General features: G+C 67.0%; 25 protein-coding genes. 14 read left to right on the top strand and 11 right to left on the bottom strand.

Annotated elements, in window-relative coordinates:
- Positions 1 to 69: 69 nt before the first annotated feature.
- Complete coding sequence (locus GV161_RS21660) at positions 70 to 279, top strand: DUF2842 domain-containing protein (protein ID WP_152014238.1); 210 nt, start codon at positions 70 to 72, stop codon at positions 277 to 279.
- A 262-nt stretch (positions 280 to 541) separates the two neighbouring features.
- Entirely contained in the window at positions 542 to 1,552 is a 1,011-nt protein-coding gene (locus GV161_RS21655) for an amino acid ABC transporter substrate-binding protein (protein ID WP_152014237.1), read from the top strand.
- Between the two features lie 15 nt (positions 1,553 to 1,567).
- On the opposite strand, the gene GV161_RS21650 is transcribed toward GV161_RS21655, so the two are convergent.
- Complete coding sequence (locus tag GV161_RS21650) at positions 1,568 to 2,620, bottom strand: polysaccharide deacetylase family protein (protein ID WP_152014236.1); 1,053 nt, start codon at positions 2,618 to 2,620, stop codon at positions 1,568 to 1,570.
- A gap of 116 nt (positions 2,621 to 2,736) precedes the next feature.
- On the opposite strand from GV161_RS21650, the gene GV161_RS21645 reads away from it, so the two are divergent.
- Entirely contained in the window at positions 2,737 to 3,972 is a 1,236-nt protein-coding gene (locus tag GV161_RS21645; protein ID WP_159650349.1) for a GNAT family N-acetyltransferase, read from the top strand.
- Between the two features lie 338 nt (positions 3,973 to 4,310).
- Here GV161_RS21645 and GV161_RS21640 read toward each other — a convergent pair whose 3' ends face one another.
- On the bottom strand, positions 4,311 to 5,234 hold the full coding sequence (locus GV161_RS21640) for a 2-hydroxyacid dehydrogenase (protein ID WP_152014234.1): 924 nt from the start codon (positions 5,232 to 5,234) through the stop codon (positions 4,311 to 4,313).
- The gene (locus tag GV161_RS21635; RefSeq protein WP_152014233.1) at positions 5,234 to 6,793 is read right to left on the bottom strand and encodes an ABC transporter substrate-binding protein; all 1,560 of its coding nucleotides are present in this window, start codon (positions 6,791 to 6,793) and stop codon (positions 5,234 to 5,236) included. The genes GV161_RS21640 and GV161_RS21635 overlap by 1 nt, the downstream gene beginning before the upstream one ends.
- 235 nt (positions 6,794 to 7,028) lie before the next feature.
- On the opposite strand from GV161_RS21635, the gene GV161_RS21630 reads away from it, so the two are divergent.
- From GV161_RS21630 to GV161_RS21605, 6 genes are all read left to right on the top strand, one after another.
- Complete coding sequence (locus GV161_RS21630) at positions 7,029 to 7,766, top strand: FadR/GntR family transcriptional regulator (protein WP_152014232.1); 738 nt, start codon at positions 7,029 to 7,031, stop codon at positions 7,764 to 7,766.
- A gap of 12 nt (positions 7,767 to 7,778) precedes the next feature.
- On the top strand, positions 7,779 to 8,720 hold the full coding sequence (locus GV161_RS21625; RefSeq protein ID WP_244624044.1) for an ABC transporter permease: 942 nt from the start codon (positions 7,779 to 7,781) through the stop codon (positions 8,718 to 8,720).
- 13 nt (positions 8,721 to 8,733) lie between these two features.
- Positions 8,734 to 9,621, top strand: coding sequence for an ABC transporter permease (locus GV161_RS21620; protein ID WP_201303042.1), 888 nt, complete (start codon positions 8,734 to 8,736; stop codon positions 9,619 to 9,621).
- The gene (locus tag GV161_RS21615) at positions 9,614 to 10,375 is read left to right on the top strand and encodes an SDR family oxidoreductase (protein WP_159650348.1); all 762 of its coding nucleotides are present in this window, start codon (positions 9,614 to 9,616) and stop codon (positions 10,373 to 10,375) included. Before GV161_RS21620 ends, GV161_RS21615 begins: the two co-directional genes overlap by 8 nt.
- 15 nt (positions 10,376 to 10,390) lie before the next feature.
- Positions 10,391 to 11,581, top strand: a complete 1,191-nt coding sequence (locus tag GV161_RS21610) for an enolase C-terminal domain-like protein (RefSeq protein WP_152014230.1) — start codon at positions 10,391 to 10,393, stop codon at positions 11,579 to 11,581.
- Positions 11,582 to 11,660: 79 nt separating this feature from the next.
- Complete coding sequence (locus tag GV161_RS21605; RefSeq protein ID WP_152014229.1) at positions 11,661 to 12,401, top strand: ribonuclease activity regulator RraA; 741 nt, start codon at positions 11,661 to 11,663, stop codon at positions 12,399 to 12,401.
- Between the two features lie 149 nt (positions 12,402 to 12,550).
- On the opposite strand, the gene GV161_RS21600 is transcribed toward GV161_RS21605, so the two are convergent.
- From GV161_RS21600 to GV161_RS21565, 8 genes are all read right to left on the bottom strand, one after another.
- On the bottom strand, positions 12,551 to 13,780 hold the full coding sequence (locus GV161_RS21600) for an MFS transporter (RefSeq protein WP_152014228.1): 1,230 nt from the start codon (positions 13,778 to 13,780) through the stop codon (positions 12,551 to 12,553).
- Positions 13,777 to 15,174 carry an FAD-dependent oxidoreductase gene (locus GV161_RS21595; protein ID WP_152014227.1) on the bottom strand — a complete coding sequence of 466 codons (1,398 nt, stop codon included), beginning with the start codon at positions 15,172 to 15,174 and terminating at the stop codon, positions 13,777 to 13,779. The genes GV161_RS21600 and GV161_RS21595 overlap by 4 nt, the downstream gene beginning before the upstream one ends.
- Positions 15,175 to 15,231: 57 nt before the next feature.
- Positions 15,232 to 15,546 (bottom strand): metalloregulator ArsR/SmtB family transcription factor, encoded by a 315-nt coding sequence (locus GV161_RS21590; RefSeq protein WP_152014916.1) that lies wholly within the window; start codon positions 15,544 to 15,546, stop codon positions 15,232 to 15,234.
- Between the two features lie 58 nt (positions 15,547 to 15,604).
- Entirely contained in the window at positions 15,605 to 16,657 is a 1,053-nt protein-coding gene (gene arsB / locus GV161_RS21585; RefSeq protein ID WP_152014226.1) for an ACR3 family arsenite efflux transporter, read from the bottom strand.
- 7 nt (positions 16,658 to 16,664) lie between these two features.
- Positions 16,665 to 17,090, bottom strand: a complete 426-nt coding sequence (gene arsC, locus GV161_RS21580) for an arsenate reductase (glutaredoxin) (RefSeq protein WP_152014225.1) — start codon at positions 17,088 to 17,090, stop codon at positions 16,665 to 16,667.
- Positions 17,090 to 17,617 (bottom strand): arsenate reductase ArsC, encoded by a 528-nt coding sequence (locus tag GV161_RS21575; RefSeq protein WP_152014224.1) that lies wholly within the window; start codon positions 17,615 to 17,617, stop codon positions 17,090 to 17,092. Before GV161_RS21575 ends, arsC begins: the two co-directional genes overlap by 1 nt.
- Positions 17,610 to 17,969 (bottom strand): metalloregulator ArsR/SmtB family transcription factor, encoded by a 360-nt coding sequence (locus tag GV161_RS21570; protein WP_091830034.1) that lies wholly within the window; start codon positions 17,967 to 17,969, stop codon positions 17,610 to 17,612. Before GV161_RS21570 ends, GV161_RS21575 begins: the two co-directional genes overlap by 8 nt.
- A 499-nt stretch (positions 17,970 to 18,468) precedes the next feature.
- Entirely contained in the window at positions 18,469 to 20,637 is a 2,169-nt protein-coding gene (locus GV161_RS21565) for a GumC family protein (RefSeq protein ID WP_159650347.1), read from the bottom strand.
- A 186-nt stretch (positions 20,638 to 20,823) separates the two neighbouring features.
- Between GV161_RS21565 and GV161_RS21560 the strand changes: the two genes are divergently transcribed.
- The 5 genes from GV161_RS21560 to GV161_RS21540 form a co-directional block, all read left to right on the top strand.
- A complete protein-coding gene (locus GV161_RS21560) occupies positions 20,824 to 21,381 on the top strand; it encodes a polysaccharide biosynthesis/export family protein (protein WP_152014222.1) in 558 nt (185 codons plus the stop codon).
- Between the two features lie 26 nt (positions 21,382 to 21,407).
- Positions 21,408 to 22,571: a glycosyltransferase family 4 protein gene (locus GV161_RS21555; protein WP_152014221.1), complete on the top strand. Its 1,164-nt coding sequence runs from the start codon at positions 21,408 to 21,410 to the stop codon at positions 22,569 to 22,571.
- 344 nt (positions 22,572 to 22,915) lie between these two features.
- On the top strand, positions 22,916 to 23,440 hold the full coding sequence (locus GV161_RS21550) for an RNA polymerase sigma factor (protein ID WP_152014220.1): 525 nt from the start codon (positions 22,916 to 22,918) through the stop codon (positions 23,438 to 23,440).
- On the top strand, positions 23,427 to 24,185 hold the full coding sequence (locus GV161_RS21545; protein ID WP_152014219.1) for a hypothetical protein: 759 nt from the start codon (positions 23,427 to 23,429) through the stop codon (positions 24,183 to 24,185). Before GV161_RS21550 ends, GV161_RS21545 begins: the two co-directional genes overlap by 14 nt.
- Positions 24,186 to 24,277: 92 nt before the next feature.
- Positions 24,278 to 24,499, top strand: a 222-nt coding sequence (locus tag GV161_RS21540) for a twin-arginine translocation signal domain-containing protein (RefSeq protein ID WP_159741838.1), incomplete at its 3' end; no start/stop codon positions are given.

Below are 24,499 nucleotides of genomic sequence, written 5' to 3'. Positions count from 1 at the left end.
GGGTGACAGATAGTCCGCCCTTGAGACCTGAACAACGCCCGCAATGCCGCAGCCTGGACCGTGATCGCCATGAGGCAGACCCATCGCAAGCTCGTCGGCACGGTCGTGATGATCGTCTTCGTCTGCGTCTACGCGCTCGTCGCGATGGCACTGGCGCAGGGGCGGATCACCGAAGCCTCGAAGCCGGTGCAGACTGTCGCCTATGTCGTGCTCGGACTGATCTGGGTGCTGCCGCTGCTACCGCTGATCAAATGGATGGAGCGCAAGGACGAGGCCTGACCGCCCCTCCGCCCCGGGCCCATCGAAGCTGCCCAGCGATCCGTGAGCCTCCCGACGACATCGTCATACGCCCCGAGGCCGATAACGGCCCTTTTCGAGCGGTTTTGTCGTTTCCTGCGTTTCCGCCGCGCCGAACTCAAGAAACTTGCAGCAGACCCAGGCTTTTAGAGCGCTTTTCTCGCAGCCACCGCAATACCGTTTCGCCGCGTTCGAAAACGCCCGGCGGCGCGATGCATGCCGCGGGCAAGACGGGGATGGGGCCATGAAAAGATTGCTGCAGCTGGGTTCTCTTGGCCTTGCACTCGGCGGAGGGCTGGCTGAGGCCGGCACCCTGGACACTGTGAGACAGCGCGGCGTCCTGAAATGCAGCTCGACCATGGGCACGCCCGGCTTCTCCATCGCCGACGCGAGCGGCCGCCATCGCGGCCTCGACGTCGACTTTTGCCGCGCCGTCGCAACGGCGGTGTTCGGCGACCCCGAGAAGGTCATGATCGTACCGCTGCCGGCTGCGGCCCGTTTCACCGCACTCCAGTCCGGCGAGGTCGACATCCTGTTCAATACGACAACCTGGACGATGGGGCGTGAGACCACGAACGGCATCCTGTTCGCCGCCGTGACCTATTATGACGGCCAGGGGATCATGGTCCGCTCGGGCGAGGTCAAATCCGGCAAGGAATTGAACGGCGCGACGCTCTGCACCAATCAGGGCTCGACCACCGAGCTCAACCTCACCGACTTCTTCCGTTCGAACAATCTGAAGAACGAGATCGTCGCCTTCGCTTCGCAGGAAGAGGCGCTGCAGGGCTATCAATCAGGCCGCTGCGACGCCTTCAGCTCCGACCGCTCGGTGCTCTACGCCTTCCGCTCGAAGCTGACCGAGCCGCAGAAGCACACCGTGCTGCCCGACACGTTGTCCAAGGAGCCGCTCGGCGCCGCGGTCCGGCAGGGCGACGACCCCTGGTACAACATCGTCAGATGGTCGGCCTATGCGATGCATGCGGCCGAGGAATTCGGGCTGACGTCGAGCACGGTCGAGCAGGCCGCGGCCTCGACGAAGGACCCGAACGTCCTCCGCCTGCTCGGCCGCGAAGGCGCAATCGGCGAGTCGCTCGGGCTGTCCAAGGACTGGGCGCTGAACATCATCCGCAAGGTCGGCGCCTATAACGAGGTCTTCGACCGCAATATCGGCAAGGACAGCCCCTTGAAGATCGAGCGCGGCCTGAATGCCTCCTGGAAGCAGGGCGGCTTGCACTACGCCCCACCGATCCGCTGATCTTCCCGCGGACGATTAGCTGACGCTGACCTTCCTGCCGCGATTCCAGAGCAGAAACGGCAGTCCCGACAGCAGCGCCCTCAGCGCGGCCTCGCTCTGGTGCAGGCCGTTGAGCGAGACGCGCGGCAGCGCATGCGGATGCTCGATGTGCTCGGCGAAGAGATGCCCGGGCCGGGTCGTCACGGCACTCACGAACTCCACTTCCTTCGCCAAGGCAAACTCGCGCGGCCCGGCGGAGGTCGGATCGCCGACCGGGTAGGCGAAGTGGCGGACGGGCGCGCCGAGCGCTTCCTCCAGCCAGGCCTTGCTCTGGGCGACCTCGCGGCGCGCAACCTCTTCGGGATGCTTGGCCAGCATCGGATGGCTCAGCGTATGCGCACCGATGGTCACGCCAGGAGCACCGGCAAGCGAGCGCAGCGTCTCCGTCGGCAGGCATTCGCGCTCGACCAAAGCGACGGGGTCAATGCCGGCTTGCCGGCCGAGATCGGAAATCGCAGAGAGCAGAATCGCTTCCGGCTCTTTGCGCAGACGCCAGTAGAGCTGATCGAATGCCCTTTGCTTTTCCGCCTCGGTTCCAGCGCGCGCGTCGAAGCGGCCATCGGTAAGCTCGACCGAAATGCGCGGCAGCGCCCGGATCGCCTCCTCCAGCTCCAGCCACCAGAGCCGGGCGGTGTGCTCGGCGAAGCCGCGTACGACATAGAGCGTCCAGGGCGCCTGGTGCTTCGCCAGCACCGGCCAGGCATGGTCGAGATTGTCGCGATAGCCGTCGTCGAAGGTGAGCGCGACGAAGAAGCGGCCGGGTTTCGGATCGGCCAGCCGAACCAGCGCCTCGTCGAGCGAGACGATGTCGTAGCCTTCAGCCCGGATCAGGGTCAGTGCCCGATCGAGGAAGCCGGGTGTGATCTCGAGCAGCCCGTTCGGACGGAAGCCGCCCGATGTCGTGGGGCGGACATGGTGCAGCGTCAGGATCGCGCCCTTGCCCTGGGCGAGCGCCCTGCCCCAGCGATCGGCGCCGGTCGCCGCGATGGCCGTGAACGCGGCCGAAAATGCCTTGTGGCGCAGGCTCATGCCCGGCGTCTCCGAGAGATCGATTCAACCCTTCGCTAACGCTGTTCGGCGAAGCTGTCTTGCAACGTGTGCGACAGTGGCAGGTCCGTTCACAATGCGGGGTTAAGGAAGACGGCATGTCCGTCGTCGCCGACCGCGCGTCCAGCCCGCCCACCACGCCTGCCTTGCGGCGTGAGGCGGAGGCGTGCCCCTGGGCCAGGGTCATTGCAGGCAGCGACCTTGCCGCTCTCGAAGCCGATTGGCGCGCGCTGGAAGCCGATGCGCTGGTGACGCCCTATCAGGCCTATGACTGGGTCCGGCCCTTCGCCACGACGATCGGGCGGGCCGAGGGCATGGATTTCCGCTTCGTCCGGGTCGAGGACAGCCAGGGCGCCCTGCTCGCACTGTTCCCGCTGGTGGTCACCAAGCGCCTTGGCACGCGCTTCGCCGAGTTCATCGGCGGCAAGCACGCCAATTATCATATGGCGCTCTATCGGCCGGACTTCGCCGCAGCGCTCGATGCAACGGCAGCCCAGCAGCTGCTCAAGGAGATCGGCGCGGCGATCGGCGGGATCGACGCGCTGTTCCTGATCAACCAGCCGACCGCCTGGCAAGGCATCGCCAATCCGCCGGCCAGGCTCGCCGCAGGGCAAAGCCCGAGCCGCGCCTACAAGCTGGCGCTCGAACCGGGCGATTGCGACGGCACGCTCCGGCGCTCGATGAGCAAGCATGCCCGCAAGAAGATGACGACGAAGCGCAATCGTTTCGCCGAGTTCGGGCCATCGGAACTGGTGCGGGCTCACAGCGCCGCCGAGATCGAGCGCGTGCTCGACGCGTTCCTGGCGCAGAAGGCGGCCCGCTTCGCGCAGCTGGGCCTGCCCGACCCGTTCGCCACTCCGGCGATCCGCGCCTTCCTGCGTGAAGGAGCGCTGGCGCAGGCCGGCCGCTCGCCGGCAATCGAGCTCTATTCGCTCGATCTCGCCGGCCGTTCGGTCGCGACCTATGTCGGCGCCGTGCAGGGAAAGCGCTTCTCCGGCATGGCGACCTCCTTCGATCTCGGCTCGGAGGCGGCGCGGACCAGTCCCGGCGAGATCCTCCTGATCGAGCTGATCAAGCGCAAATGCCAGGCGGGCGTTACCATGTTCGACCTCGGCGTCGGCGAGGCCCGCTACAAGACGACGATCTGCGACGACAGCGACGAACTCGTCGACACCTTCGTCCCGCTGACGGCCAGGGGGCGGGCCTATGCAGGCTACAGTCGAGCCAAGCGCGCGCTGAAGCGGCGGATCAAGGCTTCGCCCCTTGCGCTGAAGGCAGCGCAACGCATCCTCGGCCTGCTGAAGCGCCGCAAGCCAGCAGAGGCGGACGAGTAATCTGCCTCCGCTATCTCTCACTGTCTTTGAACCTCTCAAATCCACCGTGCCGAAGGAACGGCGGCGCGGTATCGCCGGCACTGTCCTGATCCACGAGATCGCCGGAGGCACTGGCGGAGCGGGGACAATCGCTGGCGACGGTGGCGGTGGCGGCAAGATGCTGTGATGCAGGTCTGCCGGGCAAATTTGCCGACGCTTGTTTCTCTCCCAGGTCGGAGCCCGGTGGCAGTCTCAAGGCAACAGAGCGCCAAAGCGGACATCGACAGATCGCCTGCAAGCGGACACTGCCGCTGAGAGCGATAATCGGTCGGAGAAGCCGGCCAAGACCATCCGTTTTTTCACCCCGGTTTCAGCAGCCGCTCCAGAGATCGGACGACGCTCTCGCCCATGGCATGCCGGGTCTCGATGGTCGCGCTGCCGAGATGCGGGGCCAGCACGACATTATCCAGCTGCCGCAAGGCCAGCGGGACATTCGGCTCGTCGGCGAACACGTCGAGCCCGGCACTGCCAAGCCGTCCCGACGCCAGCGCGTCGATGAGAGCCGGCTCGTCGACGACCTCGCCGCGCGCGATGTTGACCAGCGTCGCGTCGGAGCCCAGGGCCGCGATGACGTTGCGGTCGACCAGTCCGCGATTGGCCGGCCCGCCCGGGCAGGCGATGACGAAGACGTCGCTGTCGGCGGCGAGCGCCCGCGCATCGGCATGGTGGGGATAGGCACAACCGGCGACAGGCCGGCGTGTACAGTGGCGCGGCTGCATGCCCATCGCCTTGGCGCGGTGGGCGATGGCGCTGCCGATATGGCCAAGGCCGAGCAGGCCGATGCGCAGTCCCGTCAGCGAGCGCCCGAGCGGAAAGGCAGCTTCGGCCCAGGCACCGCTGCGGACATGGGCCTCTGCCGCAACCAGCCGGCGGCGCGCCATGATCATCAGCGCGATCGCGAGATCGGCGACCTCGTCGGCAAGCGCGGCCGAGCTGTTGGTGAGAGGAATGCCGCGCTCGGCGAGAGCATCCGTGTCGATCTTGTCCAGCCCGGCGCTGTAGCAGGCGACGAGATCAAGCGCCGGCAGTCTGGCGAGCAAAGCGCGATCCAGCCGCGCCTTGCCCGTCGTGGCGATGCCGCGGATCCGGGCGCCGTGCGCGGAAACGAGTGCCTCGATCTCGTCGGGGCTCCCGGGCCCGAGCACGTCGAAGCGCTCCGCCAGCGCCGCGACCGTCGCCGCGGGTACCCCGGCCGAAAGAACAAGGATCGTGACGGGCTGCATCAGGCCTTGGCGATCCAGGCTTCCGCGAGCTGCCAGGCGCCGCCGGAGTCGAGCACGATGTTCTGGAGTTCCTTGCGGGCGACATGGCGGGCCTCGCGGAAGAACAGCCAGGAATAGTAGTCGTTCTTGTTCAGCGCGGTCTGGAGCTCCTTGTAGATCGCCTTGCGCTTGGCCTGCTCGGTTTCCTCGCGGCCCTGGTCGACCAGGCGGAAGACCTCCTCGTCCTTGATTCCCGACCAGTTCTGCGCTGCCGTGCGCCCGAAGAACGGGCCGAAGACATGGTCGGGGTCGGCGCGCGGGACATTGACGCGCCCCATCGCCAGTTCGTGCTGCAGGCCGAGCACTTTCGGCACCCAGGCCTGCCGCTCCAGGATCTCGATCTCCATGTTGATCTTGAACGGCTTGAGCTGGGCCTGGACGATCTGCGCGACCTGCGTGTCGGGATCGCGCTGGATGATCGAGAGCTTGCAGGTGAAGCCGTTCGGCTGGCCGCCCTCCTTGAGCAGGGCCTGGACCTTGGCCGGATCGAGCTTCGGCTGCGGCACGCTCGCATCATAGGACCAGTCGCTAGGCGGCACCCAGGTCGGCGTCACCGCGCCAAAGCCCCGGGTGATGCCCTTCATCAAGACGTTGCGGTCGATGCCATGGTTGACGGCGGCGCGCAGATGCGGATTGGCGAAGACGCCCTTGGAGACGTTGAAGGTCAGCCATTGCGCGATGCCGGGCGGAACCGCGACCAGCGTCAACGCCGGGTTCTTCTCGACCTCCTCGAAATCGCGCGGCGTGACGCCGTCGACGAGATGCACCCCGCCCGACTTGACCTCGACCATCTTGACCGCCGTTGTCGGGATGATCCGCAGCGTCACGGCGTCAGCATAGGGCAGCTTCTTGCCGTCGGCGCCATCACGCCAATAGCGCTCGTTGCGGATGAAGCGGATCTGGCTGCCGCCGACCCATTCCGCGAATTTGTAGGGCCCGGTCCCCACCGGCTGGCGGCCGAAATCCTGGCCGAGCTTCTTCAGCGCCGCCGGCGAGCACATCATCCCGGCTTCCACGGCGAGCGAGGCCAGAGCCGCGCCGGAGGGCTGCTTCAGGTTGATCTTGACCGCCATCGGCCCGGCCACCTCGGCGCCGGCGATATCGGCGAGATCGGGGCTGCGCGGCGCGGTCGAGTTCGGCGCCACGACGCGTGAAATGTTGAAGACCACCGCCTCGGCATCGAAGGGTTCGCCATCATGGAAGACGACGCCCTCGCGCAGCTTGAAGATGACGGATTTCTTGTCCTCCGACCATTGCCAGCTCGTCGCCAGCGAAGGCTGGAGATTGCCCTGCACGTCGAACTTCAGCAGCCCTTCGAACATCTGGATCAGGGCGTAGCGATCCGAGGTCGGCGCATCGCCCATGATCGGGTCGAGGCTCTTCGGCTGCAGGTCCATCGAGGCGACGATGGTACCGCCACGCACCGGCCCCCCTTGCGCGAAGGCAAGGCCCGGCAGCCCGGCGATGAGACCCGCGCCGGACGCGCCGAGCAAGAGACCGCGACGTGAAATCAGGGCCATTGGCGTGACTCCTCCCAAGGCGCTCTTGGTCCGGCGCCAACGGAGAAGTCACCTATCAGATATGTTATGAGATAGGCAAACGCTTTTTGCGCGACCAATGCAGAGCCAGCTCTAACGGCAGGCAACGATAGCCCCATCGCAGCGCACAATAGGCAGGCGGCATCTATCCAGAGCAGTCTCAGCAGCCTGCGCATCCCTGTTGACGGCATCGCCAAGCAAGCCTATCTGATATGTTATGAGTGAGATCGCCGCCCTTCAACCTGACAAGCAGCGCCTGACCGAGGCGGTGACGCAGTTCGTCATCGACCGCGTCGCCGAGCGCGTCTATCGCCCGGGCGACCAGTTGCCGTCGGAATCCGAACTCGCCAAGCGGCTCAACGTCTCGAAGCCGGTGGTGCGCGAGGCGCTCGGGCGCCTCTCGGCGCTCGGCATCGTCCAGATCCAGCAGGGCAAGCCGACCACGATCAAGGGGCTTTCGGTCGCGCCGCTCGACCAGTTCCTGCGCCTGGCCGTGCGTGTCACCGACAATGGCCTGCGCGAAGCAGTCGAGCTCAGGCGCGCCATCGAGGTCGAGGTCGCGGCGCTTGCCGCCGAGCGCGCGACGCCGCTCCAGCTCGAACCGGTCGAGGTCGCGCTGGAGAAGATGCGCGCCAATATCGACGGCGATTTCGAGCGCTGGCTGCAGGGCGACCTCGCCTTCCATGTCGCGCTGGCGCGCTGCTCCGGCAACGCGCTGCTGGAGCATCTGGTCAGCGCGCTCGTCGACACCATCAAGTTCACCCAGCGCGCGCTCGGCATGCAGCGCGACCTGCGCGATCCCACCGCGACGGTCGCCCGTCATCAGGCCATCGTCGATGCGATCAAGGCCCGCGACCCCGCCGCGGCGCGCATCGCCATGACCACCCATTTCGCGGTGTCCGACGCCGTCATCGCCGAGATCGCCCGCGATCACCGCCGGCTCGATCGCTACTGAGGGATCGCGACCGTGCTGCCCTATCTGGCCAAGAAGCTCGCGCAGATGCTGCCGGTGGCCTTTTTCGTCACGATTATCGTCTTCGCGCTCACCAACCTGCTGCCGGGCGACCCGACCGTCACCATCCTCGGCGAGCAGGCGAGCCCAGAGCAGCGCGCCGCAGTGCGCGTCGAGTATGGCCTCGATCAGCCGGCCCCGGTCCGCTACGTCACCTGGCTCGCCCGCGTCGCGCAGGGCGATTTCGGCCGCTCGCTGCGCACGCGTGAGGATGTCGGCGAGATGCTGGCGGCGCGCATCCCGGTGACGCTCGAACTCGGCTTCCTCTCGATCCTAATCGCAGTCGCGATCGGCATGCCGGCCGGCATCCTGGCAGCACGCTTCCGCGGCAGCCTGATCGACGTCGCGGCGAGCCTCATCGCCATGTCTTCGGTCGCAGTGCCCTATTTCTGGATGGGCGTGCTGCTGATCATGCTGTTCTCGCTCAAGCTCGGCTGGCTGCCGCCCTCCGGCCACATCCGCTTCCTCGACGATCCCGGCGGCAACCTCAGGCTGATGGTGATGCCGGCGCTGACGATCGGCACCGCCTTCGCCGCGCTGGTCATGCGCCAGACCCGCGCCTCGATGCTGCAGGTGCTGTCGATGGACTATATCCGCACCGCCAGGGCAAAGGGGCTGAGCGAGCGCCTCGTCCTGATCCGGCACGCGCTGCGCAACGCGCTGATCCCGATCGTCACCGTCATCGGCCTGCAGATCGGCGCCCTGCTCGGCGGCGCGGTGGTGACGGAGACGGTGTTCGCGCTGCCCGGCCTCGGCCGCATGCTGGTCGACGGCATCTTCCAGCGCGACTTTCCGGTCATCCAGGGCGCGATCCTGTTCATCGTCATCGCGGTCTTCGCCGTGAACCTCCTGACCGACCTGCTCTACCGGGCCTTCGACCCGCGCGTGAAGGCGTGAGGCGATGGCGGCCGTGACCGGATCGATGCCCCCCGCAGCGACGCAGCGCGCGCCTCGCTCCCCCAGCGCAATCATCCTGCGCCGCATCCTCGGCTCCTGGCAGGGTCGCTTCGGCACGATCGTGCTCGCCATCATCGTCGCGCTCGGGCTGCTGGCGCCCTGGCTCTCGCCCTATTCGCCAGTCGATATCGACCCCGACGCCTTCTCGATGCCGCCGAGCGCGGCGCATTGGTTCGGCACCGACGAGATCGGCCGCGACGTGCTTTCGCGCGTGCTGCACGGCGCCACCGTCTCTCTCCAGGTCGTGATCTTCGCAATCGGGCTCGCGCTGATCGCAGGCTCGCTGCTCGGGCTGGTTTCCGGCTGGCTCGGCGGGCGCTGGGACGCGCTGATCATGCGCGTCATGGACGCCTTTCTCGCCTTCCCGCTGCTGGTGCTGGCGCTCTCGATCGTCGCGGTGCTCGGCCCCGACCTCGTCAACGTCATGCTCGCCATCGCGATCACCAAGATGCCGGGCTTCGCGCGATTGGTACGGGCCGAGGTGCTGACGCTGCGGGAGGCCGACTATGTCGTGGCGGCGCAAGCTTCCGGGGCACGCCCGCTGCGCATTATGTTCAAGCACATCTGGCCGAACGTCTCCGGCAACGTCATCGTCTACGGCTCGCTCTCGGCCTCGCAGGCGCTGATCACCGAAAGCGCCCTCTCCTTCCTCGGCCTCGGCGTGCAGCCGCCGACGCCGAGCTGGGGCTACATGGTCGCGACCGGCATCCAGTTTTACCAGTCCTGGTGGATGAGTTTCTTTCCCGGGCTCGCCATCTTCCTGACCGTGCTGGCGCTGAATTTCCTGGGTGACGCGGTGCGCGACGCCTTCGATGCGAGGCTCGGCGACAGTCATGGCTGAGCCGGCACGCCTCCGGGCGGATCTGACGGGACGCCGGGCGCTTGTGACCGGCGCGACGCAGGGCATCGGCCTCGCCATCGCGACCGCGCTGGTGCGCTCCGGCGCCGCCGTCTGCCTCAACGGCCCAACAACAGGCGAAGAGCTCGACACGGCCTGCCGCGCGGCGGGAGCGGCCTTCGGTATCGCCGCCGACCTGAGCCGGTCCAGCGAGGTCGAGCGCCTGATTACCGAGGCGACCGACCGGCTCGGTGGGATCGACATCCTCCTACTCAACGCCGCCCTGCAGGAACGGGCTCCCTGGCACGGCTTCGAGCGGGCCGCGCTCGACCGGCAATGGGAGCTCAACCTCGCCGCCAACTACCGGCTGATGCAGGCGATCGTTCCAGCCATGGCAGAGCGCGGCTTCGGCCGGTTGATCGCGATCGGCTCGATCCAGCAGGTCAAGGAGCATCCTGAGATGCTCGCCTATGCCGCGAGCAAGGCCGCGCTGGAGAGCATGGTCCGCAACATCGCCCGCCAGGTCGCCGCCAACGGCGTCACCTGCAACGTGCTGGCACCGGGCGCCATCGCGACCGCGCGCAATAGCGAGGCCCTGGCCGACCCCACCTATCGCGACGCCGTGCTCGCCCGCATCCCGGCCAACCGCCTGGGCACGCCGGAGGATTGCGCCGAGGTCGCGCTGTTCCTGGCCTCCGACGCCGCCCGCTACATCACCGGCACGACGCTCTTCGTCGATGGCGGCATGCATCTTTAGGGAGAAAACAGGCCGATGAAGATCGTCGACATGAGGGTGCGCTGCGTGGCGATCCCGCTCAATGCGCAGCTTCGCCACAACACCGGGGTCCATCCCGGCTATTTCCTGCGCACTATCCTCGAACTGGTCACGGACGAGGGCCTCGTCGGCCTGGGCGAGGTCGGCGGCGGCGACCAGCGCGGCGCACTGATGAAGCTGAAGCCGCGTATCATCGGCATGGACCCGTTCCATCTCGAATTGATCAAGCTCAAGACGCTGCGAGCGATCTATTATCTCTCCAATGCCCGGCTCTATGCCGCGATCGAGATGGCCTGCCTCGACATCCAGGGCAAGGCGCTCGGCCGCCCGCTCTGCGACCTGATCGGCGGGCCGGTACGCGACCGCATCCCGATGATCGCCTATCTGTTCTGGCGCTATGACCGGCCGGGCGGCGGCCATGACGAGCATCCGCAGGACATGGCCGATCTCTGCCAGGAGCTGCACGAGACGCTCGGCGTCAAGGCGATGAAGCTCAAGGCGGGCGTGCTCTCGCCCGAGACCGAGGCGTCGGCGGTCGAGGCCTGCCGCGAGCGCATGGGGCCGGACTTCGGCCTGCGCATCGATCCCAACGGCGTCTGGTCGGTGCCGACGGCGATCCGCATCGGCCAGCGGCTGGAAGCCGTCGGCATGGAGTATTTCGAGGATCCGGCCTGGGGGCTCGAAGGCAATGCCGCGGTCCGCAAGGCGGTGCGCATTCCGATCGCCACCAACATGTCCCCCGCCAAGTTCGACGATCTCGGTCCTGCCATCCGCCTCGGAGCGGTCGACATCGTCCTGACCGACATCCACTACTGGGAGGGTCCACGCGGCGTAAAGGATCTCGCCGCGATCTGCCGGACCTTCGCGCTCGGCGTCGCCATGCATTCCGGCGCCGAATTCGGCATCGAGCTCGCCGCCATGCTGCACACCGCCGCGACCATCCCCGAGATGAGCTTCGCCGGCGACGCGCACTACCATTACCTGACCGACGACATCATCGAGGGCGGGCTGATGCCCTATGAGGACGGCGCCATCCGCGTGCCAACCGGGCCCGGCATCGGCGTTTCGCTCGACGAGGACAAGATGCGCCATTACGGCGCCCTCTACGATGAGAAGGGCGACTACTACGCCCGCTTCCACCAGGACCCCTACCGCCCGGACTGGCATCCGGTCGTCGGCGGACTTTGAGAAGCCGCCTCGCGATCTCTTCTATCCGCAGAAGCGCTCACCGCGACCCGATCACGCCGGCAACCATCAGGAACGACGCATGTTCGACATCCCCACGATCAACCGTCCCGCCAAGGCGCTTCTGGACGGGCTCGCCAGCATCGGCACGGCCACCGCGTCGAGCGAACTCTACAAGATGGGCATTCGAAACCCGTTCATCGCAGGAGCCTTGCCGCACTCGCGCGGCAAGGCCATCGCTGGCCCGGCCCTTACGCTGCAATTCATGCCGAAGCGCGAGGATCTCTATGGCGACGACGAGTACGCTGACCGCGAGAAGCAGCTCCACAGGCACGCGCTTTATCACGTCGAGGCCGGCGACGTCGTCGTTGTCGATGCCCGCGGCGACATGCAGAGCGGAATCTTCGGCGAGATGATGCTGACCTATTTCGCCGGCAAGGGCGGCGCGGGGATGGTCATCGACGGGGTGATCCGCGATGCGGCGAAGGCGTTCGCACTCGACATCGGCTACTGGATGCGTGGCGCTTCGCCGAATTTCCATACCCAGACGACGCTGATGCCGCACGCGGTCAACGTGCCGATAGCCTGCGGCGGCACTTATGTCAGACCGGGCGACATCATCATCGCAGACGATGACGGGGCGATCTGCGTCCCAATCGCCTATGCCGAGAGGCTGCTCGAGGCCGGCAGCCATCATGCCGAATGGGAGGACTTCGCGCGCCTCATGCTGTCGAAGGGCGGGGATCTTCGGCGCTACTATCCGCTCGCGCAGGATGCCGAAGCCGAGTACCTGGCGTGGAAAGCGGAGCAGCAGCGCGATTGAGGTTGCGCGCTGCCTTTCGACTCGCAGGGGCTGCGGGCTGGGCGGAGCTTAGTGGCATGCTGCCCGGAACCGGACACCGGAACTCCGCTGATTGGAATTAGCTCCAAGCTCCAAACTGCCGCGCTGCTCGCAAGGGCCAGCGCGGCCGCCTAGCCCTCTGCTGTAGCCGCCCGGGCAAGTATGAGCAGAGCCAAGGCGGCGACACCGGAGAGTGCGACCAGCACTGCGGCACTGGCTGAAAGCCCGGCACGTTCCATCATCACGGCGAATGCGAGCGGCGCCGCAGCGCGGATGGCGAGCCCCGGTGCAGACAGCTTGCCGAGCATCGCCCCATAGCCCGCGGGGCCGAAGAGCTGGAGCGGGACTGTGCCGCGCACGATCGAGCTCAGTCCCATGCTGACACCGTAGGCGATGGCAAATAGGCCAGCGAGGGCAGCCGTCCCGCCGCCGAAGACCAGCAGTGCGAACCCGAGCGGCATGAGAGCTCCGGAGACCCATGCCGTGGTTACAGGAGGCACATTGGTGCCGAACAGCATCTCGATGAAGCGGCCAGTCACTTGCGATGGGCCGACCATGGCTCCGAACGTGACTGCCAGCGCCGCGCTGAAGCCGAAGCCCTGCAGCAGCGTCAGCATATGCACGGACATGGCCGAGACGACGAAGCCCTGCAGCGAGAAGGCGACCGCCAGCAGGACGAAGGCGCGGCGGCGTGCGGAGCCGACGAGGTAGCCGTCACCAGTTGTCGCTACGGTCGATTGAGCGGGCTTGGCGGCATGCAACGATGCGCCGTGAGGCAACAGCAAAGCGTGCAATGGCAGAGCCAAAAGCAGGTATCCTAGGGCATACATCTGATAGATCGAGCGCCAGTCCGCCTGCGCCAGCAATGCGGTCGTGAGCGGCCAGAACAAGGTCGAGGCGAAGCCTCCGATCAGCGTCAGCTTGCTGATCGCCCGCCTGGCGTTCGCGCCATGGGCCTGTGTGAGAGCGGTAAAGGCGGCGTCATAGAGAACCAGCGTCGAGACGACCTCAAGGGCGATCATCGCCGCGTAATAGCTGATCAGCCCTTCCGCCTTGGATAGGGCAAAGAGCGACAGGCTTGCCAGCACACAGCCGATGCTCATCATCCGGCGCGTGCCGTATCTGTCGATCAGGCGCCCGGCCAAAGGGGCGGCAAAGCCACCGGCGAGCAGTCCGAGCGCAAAGCCGCCATAGGTCCATTCGGGCGCCCAGCCCAGGCTCTTGGTCATGCCCGGCGCCAGGACCGCGAAGGCGTAGTACAGCGCGCCATAGCCGGCGACCTGGGTGACGCCGAGGGCGAGGATGAGCCCGATCCCAGCGTTGGGGACCGGGCTGGTTTCCGAGTGGACAGGTGTGTTCATTGGGCGTGAGCGGTCGCGTTGGTCTTAGACGTGCTGCCGCAGCCGCAGCCAGCCTTGCCCTGTGCCTTGGCCGATGCATCGTCGGCGCAGCAGGCGTCTACGCTGCTCGGAGCCGGACCGCCACAGCATCCACCCGTACTTGCAGGTGCGGCCGTGCAGACGCCCGTTTCGGGCAGGACGAGCTGGACATCGTCTGCCGCAACCAAGTCGCCAGCGATTGCGGCAACCACCGAACGGACCTGCTCATAGCCCGTCAGCATCAGGAAGGTCGGCGCGCGGCCATAGCTCTTGATACCGACCGTGTAGAAACCGGGTTCGAGATGAGACAGCTCGCGGTGTCCGTGCGGAGGCACCGAGCCGCAGGAATGCAGATTAGGATCGATCATCGGCCCGAGTGCCCTGGCGCTCTCCAGCCAAGGATCAAGCTCGATGCGCAATTCGCGGGTCAAGGAGAGGTCAGGACGCTGGCCCGTGCAGACGACGATCCGATCGACGGCGGAAACCGTGCGAAGACCGTCAGGCGTTTCGCCGTCAAGTGCGAGCTGGCCATTCACCTCACGCACCGCAGTGGCCGCAAAGCTGGTGACGAGCTCGATGCTGCCCGCTTCGACGAGCTGCCGCAGCCTCTCGCCGAGATCGCCGCGAGCCGCGAGCTGGTCGTTGGCGCCGCCGCCATAGACACGGGACAGGTTGGTGCTGCGCGTCAGCCAGATCGCCCTGGTGGCGGGTTCGGTGGTGGCGAGCTCGGCCAGGTCGAGCAGCACATTCGCTGCAGAGTGGCCGGCGCCGACGACGACCGTGGTCCGCCCGGCATGGGTCGCGCGGTCACGGCCGAGGACGTCGGGAATGTTGTAGGCGATCCGGCTGGCAGAGGCTTCCTCGCCTTCGGCGGCCACGCCACCCGCCCCGAGCGGGTTCGGCGACGTCCATGTTCCCGAGGCGTCGATCACCGCCCGCGCGAGCTCGCGGCGGACACGGCCGGCACGGTCGACGATCGTCAGCTGGAACGGGCGCAGCTCGCGGTCGCGGCTGACGACCTTGTCGACGCCGCGCCGACCGATCGCCTTGACGCGAGCGCTATACTCGATGACCGGCGCGAGCTCAGGCGTTTGCGAGAGCGGAGCAAGATAGGCGCTGACGAGGTCGCTGCCGGTTGGATAGGCCGCCTCATCCGGCGTCTGCCATCCCGCCTTTTCCAGCAACGATCGGGCTGCCGGATCAACGTTGTAAGCCCAGGGCGAGAACAGCCGAACATGGCCCCAATCGCTGATGCTTGCGCCGGCTGCAGCGCCAGCTTCGTAGACCCTCACAGGAAGGCCGCGCGCAACAAGATTGGCGGCGGCGGCGAGGCCGACGGGCCCAGCGCCGATGATAGCGATCGGTAGCTCCATCATGGCTATATATCCTATTATTCTAGAAGGATGGAATCAGTGGGCAAATAAAAAGGCAGCTCATGCCGCCTGATTGGAGGTAGCGCAGGCTTCGTCAGCACAGCACTCATCCGCGAGGAAGCCCACGAGGGCGGCCATCGCGGGGTATTCGGCCCGGCAGATCAGGGTCGTGGCCTGCCGCTCCTGCGAGACCAGCCCGTTCTGCACGAGACGCTGCATGTGGTGCGAGAGGGTCGAGGCGGGAATGCCCAGACGCTCCTGCACCCGATTGACCGGGAGCCCGCTGTGACCGGCGCGAACCAGTACCCGGTAGAGCTCAAGGCGCGTGGGATTGCCGAGCGCTTCAAGCTGCTTTGCCACTTTTTCGACTTTCATGGAAATAGATTGCGCCGCGCGATGCAAGCTGTCAATCGCTACTTCCAAAGTTATCGAATTATTCGGCAGCCTGCACCTTCCGGACGTTATTGCCGCGTTCGTACCAGCTCTTCGAGCCGTTCACGATCCAGACCACGGTCAGCATCACGGGAACCTCGATCAGCACGCCGACAACGGTCGCGAGCGCCGCGCCGGAGTTGAAACCGAAAAGGCTGATCGCGGCCGCCACAGCGAGCTCGAAGAAGTTCGAGGCGCCGATCAGAGCCGAGGGACCGGCGACGCAATGCTGCTCGCCGGCAATGCGGTTCAGCACATAGGCGAGGCCGGCGTTGAAATAGACCTGGATCAGGATCGGCACGGCCAGAAGCGCGATCACCATCGGCTGCGCCAGGATCTGCTCGCCCTGGAAGCCGAAGAGCAGTGCGAGCGTCGCGAGCAGCGCAACGAGCGAGGCCGGGCCGAGCCTGCCGAGCAGGCGATCCAATGCCGCCTGCCCGCCGCTCGCCAGAACGCGGCTGCGGAGGAGCTGCGCGACGATGACCGGGATGACGATGTAGAGGACGACTGAAAGGACCAGCGTTCCCCATGGCACGGTGATCGCCGATAGGCCGAGCAGCAGCCCGACGATCGGAGCGAAGGCGACGACCATGATCGCGTCATTGAGCGCCACCTGGCTGAGCGTGAAATGCGGCTCGCCCTTCGTCAGGTTCGACCAGACGAAGACCATGGCCGTGCAGGGCGCCGCGGCGAGGATGATGAGCCCGGCGATATAGCTGTTGATCTGCTCGGCCGGCAGCCATGGCCGGAACAACCAGGCGATGAAGAACCACCCCAGCGCCGCCATCGAGAACGGCTTCACCGCCCAGTTGATGAAGAGTGTAACGCCGATGCCGCGCCAGTGTCGGCCGACCTGCCCGAGGGCGGCAAAGTCGATCTTCAGCAGCATGGGGATGACCATCAGCCAGATCAGCACGGCAACCGGCAGGTTGACCTTGGCGATCTCGGCCGCACCGATGGCCTGAAAGACACCGGGCATGACGTGGCCGAGCGCGATGCCGACGACGATGCACAGGGCGACCCAAAGCGTGAGGTAACGTTCGAAGGTGGACATCGGCGCCTCAGGCGGGAGTGACGGGGTGACCGGCGGCGTCGACGACAAGTTCGCCGTTTTCCTTGCGGAATTCGCCCAGTTGCGGCGGCAACAAGGGCAGCACGGCCTCGGAGGGGTGACAGAGCCTCACACCTTTTGGCGAGACGACGAGCGGCCGGTTGATGAGAATTGGGTGGGCCTCGACGGCATCGAGTAAGGCATCGTCGGATAAACCGGGGGCATCCAGGCCGAGCTCAGCAAGGGGCGTGCCCTTCTCCCGCAGGATGTCTCGCACCGTGAGCTCGGCACGGGCCAGGAGTTGCAGCAGCAGCGCCCTTGACGGAGGCGTTTTCAGGTACTCGATCACATGCGGCTCGACACCTGCATTGCGGATCAGTCCGAGCGTGTTCCGCGACGTCCCACACGCCGGATTGTGGTAGATGATGACGTCCATCACACCACCTCTGGGCGACGGCCAGTCGTACCTTCGAGCGCACCGATTTGCCGGACACGTTGCGCCAGTGCCATCTCATCTAGGCTGGCAACTGGCAGCGACAGCAGCACATTGATGCGATTGCGCAGGTAGCGCAGCGCCGTCACGAAGGCCCGCTCGCGCTCGATCTCGCTGCCCTCAACGTTCGAGGGGTCTTCAATCCCCCAATGCGCGGTGATCGGCTGACCCGGCCAGAATGGGCAGGCTTCGCCGGCCGCCTGGTCGCAGACGGTGACGACCATGTCCATCACGGGAGCGCCGGGGGCGGCGAACACGTCCCAGGTCTTCGAAGACAGTCCAGTGGTCGGAATGCCCTCCGCCTCCAGCACTTTGATGGCCATGGGCTTCGGACCAGGGCCGCCTTCGCTGCCGGCGGAGAAAGCGCGGAAGCGCCCCTCGCCGAGATGGTTCAGCAGCGCCTCGGCCATGATCGAGCGGGCTGAATTATGGGTGCAGAGAAACAGCACGCTGTGGACGCGATCAGGCATCGGTCGTGACCTTGGCAGGTTGGCAGCAGGGGGTGAGCTCGGCGAGGAGAGGAGCACAGATCTCCGGGCGACCGCCGCAGCAATCCTTGAGGAGGAAGGCGACGACCGAACGCAGGGCATCGAGATCCGCCCGGTAGACGATCGAGCGACTGAAGCGCTCGGAACGGACGAGCCCGGCGCGACTGAGGATCGCAAGATGCGAGGACATCGTATTGTGCGGGACGTCCAGGCGCCGCGCGACTTCACCGGCGGGCAGGCCCTCCGGCTCTGCCGTTACCAGCAGGCGAAACACGTCGAGGCGGGTACCCTGCGCCATGGCGGCGAGAGCGAGGATGACTTGCTCGTTTTCCATATGTCGAGACTTATCGACATATAGGGATCAGCGCAAGGCCCCAACTCGGTATCCGGACCAGCCGCCCAATATCCGAGCCTCTCATTGGAAGTGCGCCGGTCCAGAATTTCCAGCGCGACGGTTCCGGTCGCGCTGGTGTGGATAGCTCCTCAGGTCGCCGCGCGCCAATGTGACAACAGCTTCCGCGACAAGCAGCCCTTTAGATAATGTTCGGGCCTTCCACCTGGGTGCGCATCTCGTCTTGAGGACGGTGAGGACCACGGCCGCGTCAGTGCCGCTGGATCCGGTGTTTGCTATGGCTGGGAGCGATCCCGTCGACGGTGGAAACCATCTGGATCAGCTTATTGCCGACCTGAGCCCCTTTTCTCTTCCGGGCAGAGGAATTTTGGCGCGAAAAGCTCCAACTTCAAACGGTCCGGTTTGCGGGGATCGGATCAGTCCGGGATGACGCAGCCCTTTCCTCCAACCTTTCAGCATTTGCCGACGGCGTTGTCCGCCTTCAGGCCGGCGCCGGCTCCTTATCCGGCATGGCCACCTCGATCGTCTCCGGCGCATCGACCATGACGAGTGCGATCGGGGCTCCGGTCAGGTCGGTGAGGCGATAGGCGGCTTCGACCGCATGGCCGTTGCCGACATGGCCGGCCATGACCAGCGCGCCCTGGGCGCGGCCGAGCAGCGGCGCAAGCGCCTCCGCCTCGTCGGTCGAGGTGGCGGCGACCAGCACCCAGTCATAAGTCTCGCAGAGTGCATCGAGCGCGACGTCGACGATGTCGGACGCAGCCAGCACGGCCGCGCGCCCGGCCCGGCCCGGCGCGATCTCGTGCAGACGCGAATCCGCCTCGCGCGTGATGATGTCGGAGAACATCGCCTCGCCGGCCAGCAGCTCGGAGAAGCCGGCCCGGTCGCGGGAATCGCTGGCGAGGTCGACCAGGATGCAGCGGCTGCGCTCGGAGAGAAGCAGCGCCAGCGTCCGCGGCAAGGCCTCGCCGGGCTCGGCCCCGTCCAGCACCACGACGAGCGGCGCATGGCCTTCGCTCGACTTGTTGATGCAGGCTGCGAGATCGGCCGCGCCCGACTCAGGGTCGGCAACGTCGAGATGAAGTTGGCCGACACGCCCGCCATGGGTCAGGAGGCCGGCAATGCGCTCGCGACGCGCCGGCGCCGCCTTCACCGCGCTCTGCTCATCCTCTTCCGGCGTCTCCATCTGCGGCTCGGCGCGTGCCCGCATCTTGCGGCGCGGCGCGTCCTCGGCGGGCGCCGGGGTTCCGCCGTTCAGAAGCTCGCGCGAGACGACCGCCGCCAGCGCGACCAGGAAGGTCGCGAGCGTCGCAACGACCATGGTCGGCAGCTTCTTCGGGAAGGAGGGAGCGGTCGGCTCGACGGCGCGCGAGATGACGCGGGCATCGGCCGGGGTCGCATTCTGCGCATCGCGGGCGAGCGCCTCACGATAGCGCAGCATGTACTGTTCGAGCTGATCGCGCTGGGTGCGGGCCTCGCGCTCGAGCGCGCGCAGCTGGACCTCGTCGTCATTGGCGCCGGAGGCCGTCTTCTTCTGGCCGTCGAGGGCGGCAGTGACGCTCTCGACGCGCTGGCCAGCGATCTTGGCCTCGTTCTCCAGGGTGCGCACGGCGCGCTCGGCGGCGGCGCGGATCTGGCCTTCGAGATCGGCGAGCTGGGCGGTCAGCTCCTTGATGCGCGGATGCTCCGACAGGAGGTTTCGCGATTCGAGGGCGATCTGGGCGCGCAGGTTGACGCGCTGCTCGATCAGACGGCGGACGAGCTCATTGTTGGCGACATCCGGAATATCGAAGGTGCGGCCGGCTTTGATGGCGTCGCGGATGATCGAGGCCTTGGCCTGCGATTCGGCCTGCTGGTTGCGCGCAGCGGAGAGCTGCGTCGACAGATCGGCGAGCTGCTGGGTGGTGATCGTGGTGTTGTTGGCGCCGACGAGCAGGCCGTGACGGGAGCGGAATTCCTCGACCTTGGCCTCGGATTCAGCCAGCTTCCTGCGCAGCGGCTCGATCGTGGTCGAGAGCCAGGACGAGGCACTGCGGGCGGTGTCCTGCTTGGCCGCCTCCTCCATGTCGAGATAAGCGGCGGCGATCTCATTGGCGCCCTTGGCAGCGAGCGCCGGGTCCTGCGAGGTGAACTCGACCGCGACGATGCGCGAACGCCCGACCGGGAAGACCAGGAGCCGGTCATAGTACTTCTCCAGCACCCGCTCCTCCGGCGAACGATCGGCCGGATGGGCGCCGATGCCGAGCAGCACGCCGACCTTCTTCAGCGCCCCGAGCGCGCCGGCGCCGGAGTCGAATTCGGGATTGCCGACCAGGCCGATACGCTTGATCGCCTCGCGCGCCAGATCCCGCGACATGATGACCTGGACCTGGCTCTGCACGCCCTCGGCATCGAATTGCTGGCCGGAATTGTCGGACGACTGGCCCGGCCGCGTGTAGTAGCTGTCGCGGCTCTGCAGCAGGAGCTGCGCCTGGCCGGTGTAGCGCGGCGGAATGGCGTTGACCGCGACGAAGGACAAGCCCAGCGCCGCCAATGTCGGCCCGATGATCCAGAGCTTCTTCGCCTTGATCGCGGCCCAGAGAGCCGGCAAGTCGAGCAGGTCGGAGCGGCTCTCGCCGGCGGCCGCAACGGTATCGTAGCGAGCGGTCATGAGGCTTCCATTCACGCAGAACTCTTGTGCCCTTGGGGGAGCACGCAACCTCATCTGAGCGCATTAAGGTTATTGGCGGGTTAAAGCGGCGCAACGCCGGGATGCATCCCGCGCCCCGGCGCTCAGCTTTTATTAACCATGCTGGCCTAACCCTACGGTCAGATTCTGAAGGGTTCGCCGGTGATGATGAGTAGACATCCCGTCTGTCTGGCGCTTGCCGCTGCGCTCGCAGTGGCCGGCTGCGCGCCGCGCATCGAAGCGCCCGAATTCGCCGTCGAGCGGACCGCTCCCTACCAGCTCGCCAGCGGCGACAAGTTGCGCGTCATCGTGTTCGGGCAGGACAACCTCTCGAACATCTATGCCGTCGACGGATCCGGCCGCATCTCGATGCCGCTGATCGGCGCGGTCGAGGCGCAAGGGCGCTCGACGCAGCAGCTCGAGCGCGCGATCGAAGCGCGCCTGCGCGCCGGCTACCTGCGCGAACCCAAGGTCTCGGTCGAGGTCGACGCCTACCGGCCGTTCTTCGTGCTCGGCGAGGTCACCAATTCCGGCCAGTTCCCGTTCGTCAACGGCATGACGCTGCAGACCGCGGTGGCGATCGCCGGCGGCTTCACCCCGCGCGGCCAGCGTAACTATGCCGAGGTCACCCGCCTGATGGACGGCCAGCTCGTCACCGCCACGGTGCCGATCACCTATCCGGTCCGGCCTGGCGACACGATCGTGATCAAGGAACGCTGGTTCTGACCGGCTCTCCCCGGGATACCGCCATCATGCCCGCCGCGGCCGGTTCGGCTCCGCTCAAGATCCTGCATGTCTTCCGCGCGCCGCTCGGCGGACTCTTCCGGCATGTGCTCGACCTCGCCCGCGGCCAGATCGCGCGCGGCCATGCCGTCGGCATCTTCTGCGATTCGACCACGGGCGGCGCACGCGCCGACCAGGTCTTCGCCGAGCTCGGACCGCAGCTTTCGCTCGGCGTCACCCGCGTGCCGATGTCGCGCTATCCGAGCCTCACCGATATGCGTGCGCAGATCTCGGAGATCTCGGCCCGCAAGCGGATCGCGCCGCAGATCGTGCACGCGCACGGCTCCAAGGGCGGCGTCTACGCCCGCCTGCCGGCTCTGTTCTCGTCCGGTCGACGCTACGTCACCGCCTATACGCCGCATGGCGGCAGCTTCAACTACAAGCCCGGCAGCGCCGAGCACCGCGTCTACATGACGATCGAGCGCCTGCTCGAGCGGGCGACCGACATCTTCCTGTTCGAGAGCGCCTTCATCGCCGGACGCTTCGAAGCCCATGTCGGGCACAAGCCACGCACCGACCATCGCGTCGTGCTGAACGGCATCTCGGAAGCCGAATTCGAGCCGATCGACCATGCCGGTGCCGAATTCGACCTCGTCTATCTCGGCGAACTGCGCTCGGCCAAGGGCGTCGACACGCTGATCGAGGCGGCCGCGCTGCTGAAGCGCCGCGACGGGCTGGCGCCGCGCCTGCTGATCGTCGGCTCCGGCCCGGACGAAGCGCTGCTGCGGCAGATGACCGTCGACCAGGGCGTCGCCGCGCAATGCGTATTCGAGCCGCCGGGACCGATCCGCGCCGCGCTCGCCAAGGCGCATGTCATGGTGATCCCGTCGCGGGCGGAATCGCTGCCCTATGTGATCCTGGAAGCAGCCGCGGCGGCGCAGCCGCTGATCGCGACCGATGTCGGCGGCATCAAGGAAATCTACGGCCCCGGGCATGCCGACCGCCTGATTGCAACGAACGAGCCGACCATTCTGGCCGATGCGATCCGCAAGGCCCTGGCGACACCGGCCGCGGAGCGGCTGGCTGAGGCCGCCGACCTTGCACTGCATGTCAGGGCCAATTTCTGCCTGAACGCGATGATCGACGGCGTCCTCGACGCCTATCGAGCCGCGCTCGCCAAGCGCGGCGGCTGACGTTGGTAGATAGGCGGCCGGGACGCTTGCTCGAAGAATTTTTTTCGCCGTTGCCGGTGGCCTCAAGCCCTCCCCCCGCTTGCGGTGGGGAGGGTTGGGTGGGGGGCAGTGCCGCTTGGTGAACGCTGGAAGAACAGGCGAGCCCTGCTTTCCGGCCCCCCATCCCTAACCCTTCCCCACCGCAAGCGGGGGGAAGGGAATATGCGCCCCTTCCTGCGATCGCCTCACGTATCGGCCGCCTCCAGTTCCGCTTTGGCGAATCCTCGCCTATGCTCCCCTACGTCGCGGGTGCTTGGCGCTGGCCCTGTCCGCTCGCGGCATGAACCGGTTCGGATGGCGCGGGCATGTGGCGCAACGAACGCAAGGCGCACGCGCGCCGCGCGCGGCTTGAACGCGAATGGACGCGGCTGTTCCGCTATGCCTGCGCGCTGACGCGCGACCGGGAGCGGGCTGCCGATGCTGCCCAGGAGGCCGCCTTGCGGGTTCTCACGGCCAAAAGCGAGCCGGCGGACGATCCCGCCTATCGCCGCTGGCTCTACGGCATCCTGCGCAACCTGCTGATCGACCAGAGCCGACGGCAGCAGCGCGAGCAGGGCACGCCGGCATCCGAGCCGGCCGATTGGCGTTTCGACGAGCGCGCGCTGAGCGCGATCACGGTGCGGCAGGCGCTGGAACAGCTGCCGGTCGCGATGAAGGAGGTGGTGGTCTTGGTCGATCTCGACGGCTTCAGCTATGCGGAGGCGGCAGCGCTGATCGGCGTGCCGGCCGGCACCGTCATGAGCCGCCTGTCGCGCGCCCGGGCCATGCTGCTCCAGGTCATAGGGGGAGCCAATATCCGCGTGCTCCCGGCCCGCCATGCCGCAGGTTGACCAACCCTCCCGACCGGACTGGGAGACGCTCAACGCCTTCGCAGACGGCGAGCTGACGCCGGCGGCGCAGCGCGCCATGGCCGAGCGGCTGGCGAGCTCACCGGAGACGGCGGAGACGCTACGTGGCATCATCAGGCTGAAGCAGGAATTGCAGGCGCTGCCGGCCGACGACGCGCCACCCCCGCCCTCGTTCTGGGCGTCGCCACGCTCAGGCTGGCGACGGGTCGCGGCGATCGCCGCCGTGCTCCTCGTCACTGCAGCCGTCGCGCTGGCACCGATGCTGCTGCGGCAGGATGCCTCCGAAAGCTTCCTCGCTGCGTCCCTGGCGGCGCATGAGCAGTTTGCGACGACATCCCCTCAGCCTGTGGTGACGATCGCGCCGGCCGCAGCGGGCCCCGTCACCACCGAGCTCGCCCGCCTCGGGCTGCAGCCGGTCTGGCAGGCGACCTCGACGGCCGGTCAGGTCAGGGTCGGCTTCGTCGGCCTGCGCGGCTGCCGGCTCAGCCTGCATGTCAGCCCGCATGCGGAACCGGCGCTTCCCTCTGACCAGTCGGCCAGGACGCTGGCGGGCTGGAACGCCGGTGGGCACGGCTACCTCCTGATCGCGACCGAGATGCCGCCGGCGCGCTTCGAGATGGTCGCCAGCTTCCTCAAGGCCCTGACCAGCGAGCCTGCGGACAAGGTCGCGCCATTGCGCAGCGCCCTGCTGGACGACTGGCGCAGCGCCCAGCCCTGCCTCGCCTGAAATATTTTTCGATCGGATGGAATGATCCGGCCGGCTTACCCGTCTTGTCCTTCGAACGCCGGCGCAGTGACGCCGCGGCGAGGGAGGACATGATGGGCAAGCAGGAACGGTCCCTGGGCGAACTCTATGGCGACGATCCCGAGCGCGGCGATGCGCTGGCCTTCGGCCGCCGCACCGGCTCCTCGCGCCGGGGCTTCCTCGGCGGCGCCGGGCTCGCGGCGATGGGTGCTGCCGTCGGCGGCGCGATCCCGTTCTCAGACACGATGCCGGCCGGGCTGATCCCCGCCGCCCTGGCGCAAGGCACGCCCCCAGCC

The sequence above is a fragment of the Bosea sp. 29B genome, assembly GCF_902506165.1.
In the GTDB taxonomy this organism is placed as follows: domain Bacteria; phylum Pseudomonadota; class Alphaproteobacteria; order Rhizobiales; family Beijerinckiaceae; genus Allobosea.
Note: the sequence above shows the minus strand (reverse complement) of the source record. Positions and strands in the feature narration are given on the sequence as shown.

Bases quoted from the DNA above. Each gene is read 5' to 3' on its own strand.
- GV161_RS21550 (WP_152014220.1), top strand. From the start codon at position 22,916: ATGTGGCGCAACGAACGCAAGGCGCACGCGCGCCGCGCGCGGCTTGAA.
- GV161_RS21630 (WP_152014232.1), top strand. From the start codon at position 7,029: ATGAGTGAGATCGCCGCCCTTCAACCTGACAAGCAGCGCCTGACCGAG.
- GV161_RS21640 (WP_152014234.1), bottom strand. From the start codon at position 5,234: ATGCAGCCCGTCACGATCCTTGTTCTTTCGGCCGGGGTACCCGCGGCG.
- arsC (WP_152014225.1), bottom strand. From the start codon at position 17,090: ATGGACGTCATCATCTACCACAATCCGGCGTGTGGGACGTCGCGGAAC.
- GV161_RS21590 (WP_152014916.1), bottom strand. From the start codon at position 15,546: ATGAAAGTCGAAAAAGTGGCAAAGCAGCTTGAAGCGCTCGGCAATCCC.
- GV161_RS21615 (WP_159650348.1), top strand. From the start codon at position 9,614: ATGGCTGAGCCGGCACGCCTCCGGGCGGATCTGACGGGACGCCGGGCG.
- GV161_RS21570 (WP_091830034.1), bottom strand. From the start codon at position 17,969: ATGGAAAACGAGCAAGTCATCCTCGCTCTCGCCGCCATGGCGCAGGGT.
- arsB (WP_152014226.1), bottom strand. From the start codon at position 16,657: ATGTCCACCTTCGAACGTTACCTCACGCTTTGGGTCGCCCTGTGCATC.
- GV161_RS21555 (WP_152014221.1), top strand. From the start codon at position 21,408: ATGCCCGCCGCGGCCGGTTCGGCTCCGCTCAAGATCCTGCATGTCTTC.
- GV161_RS21545 (WP_152014219.1), top strand. From the start codon at position 23,427: ATGCCGCAGGTTGACCAACCCTCCCGACCGGACTGGGAGACGCTCAAC.
- GV161_RS21660 (WP_152014238.1), top strand. From the start codon at position 70: ATGAGGCAGACCCATCGCAAGCTCGTCGGCACGGTCGTGATGATCGTC.
- GV161_RS21600 (WP_152014228.1), bottom strand. From the start codon at position 13,780: ATGAACACACCTGTCCACTCGGAAACCAGCCCGGTCCCCAACGCTGGG.
- GV161_RS21635 (WP_152014233.1), bottom strand. From the start codon at position 6,793: ATGGCCCTGATTTCACGTCGCGGTCTCTTGCTCGGCGCGTCCGGCGCG.
- GV161_RS21575 (WP_152014224.1), bottom strand. From the start codon at position 17,617: ATGCCTGATCGCGTCCACAGCGTGCTGTTTCTCTGCACCCATAATTCA.
- GV161_RS21655 (WP_152014237.1), top strand. From the start codon at position 542: ATGAAAAGATTGCTGCAGCTGGGTTCTCTTGGCCTTGCACTCGGCGGA.
- GV161_RS21605 (WP_152014229.1), top strand. From the start codon at position 11,661: ATGTTCGACATCCCCACGATCAACCGTCCCGCCAAGGCGCTTCTGGAC.
- GV161_RS21650 (WP_152014236.1), bottom strand. From the start codon at position 2,620: ATGAGCCTGCGCCACAAGGCATTTTCGGCCGCGTTCACGGCCATCGCG.
- GV161_RS21610 (WP_152014230.1), top strand. From the start codon at position 10,391: ATGAAGATCGTCGACATGAGGGTGCGCTGCGTGGCGATCCCGCTCAAT.
- GV161_RS21595 (WP_152014227.1), bottom strand. From the start codon at position 15,174: ATGATGGAGCTACCGATCGCTATCATCGGCGCTGGGCCCGTCGGCCTC.
- GV161_RS21560 (WP_152014222.1), top strand. From the start codon at position 20,824: ATGAGTAGACATCCCGTCTGTCTGGCGCTTGCCGCTGCGCTCGCAGTG.
- GV161_RS21565 (WP_159650347.1), bottom strand. From the start codon at position 20,637: ATGACCGCTCGCTACGATACCGTTGCGGCCGCCGGCGAGAGCCGCTCC.
- GV161_RS21645 (WP_159650349.1), top strand. From the start codon at position 2,737: ATGTCCGTCGTCGCCGACCGCGCGTCCAGCCCGCCCACCACGCCTGCC.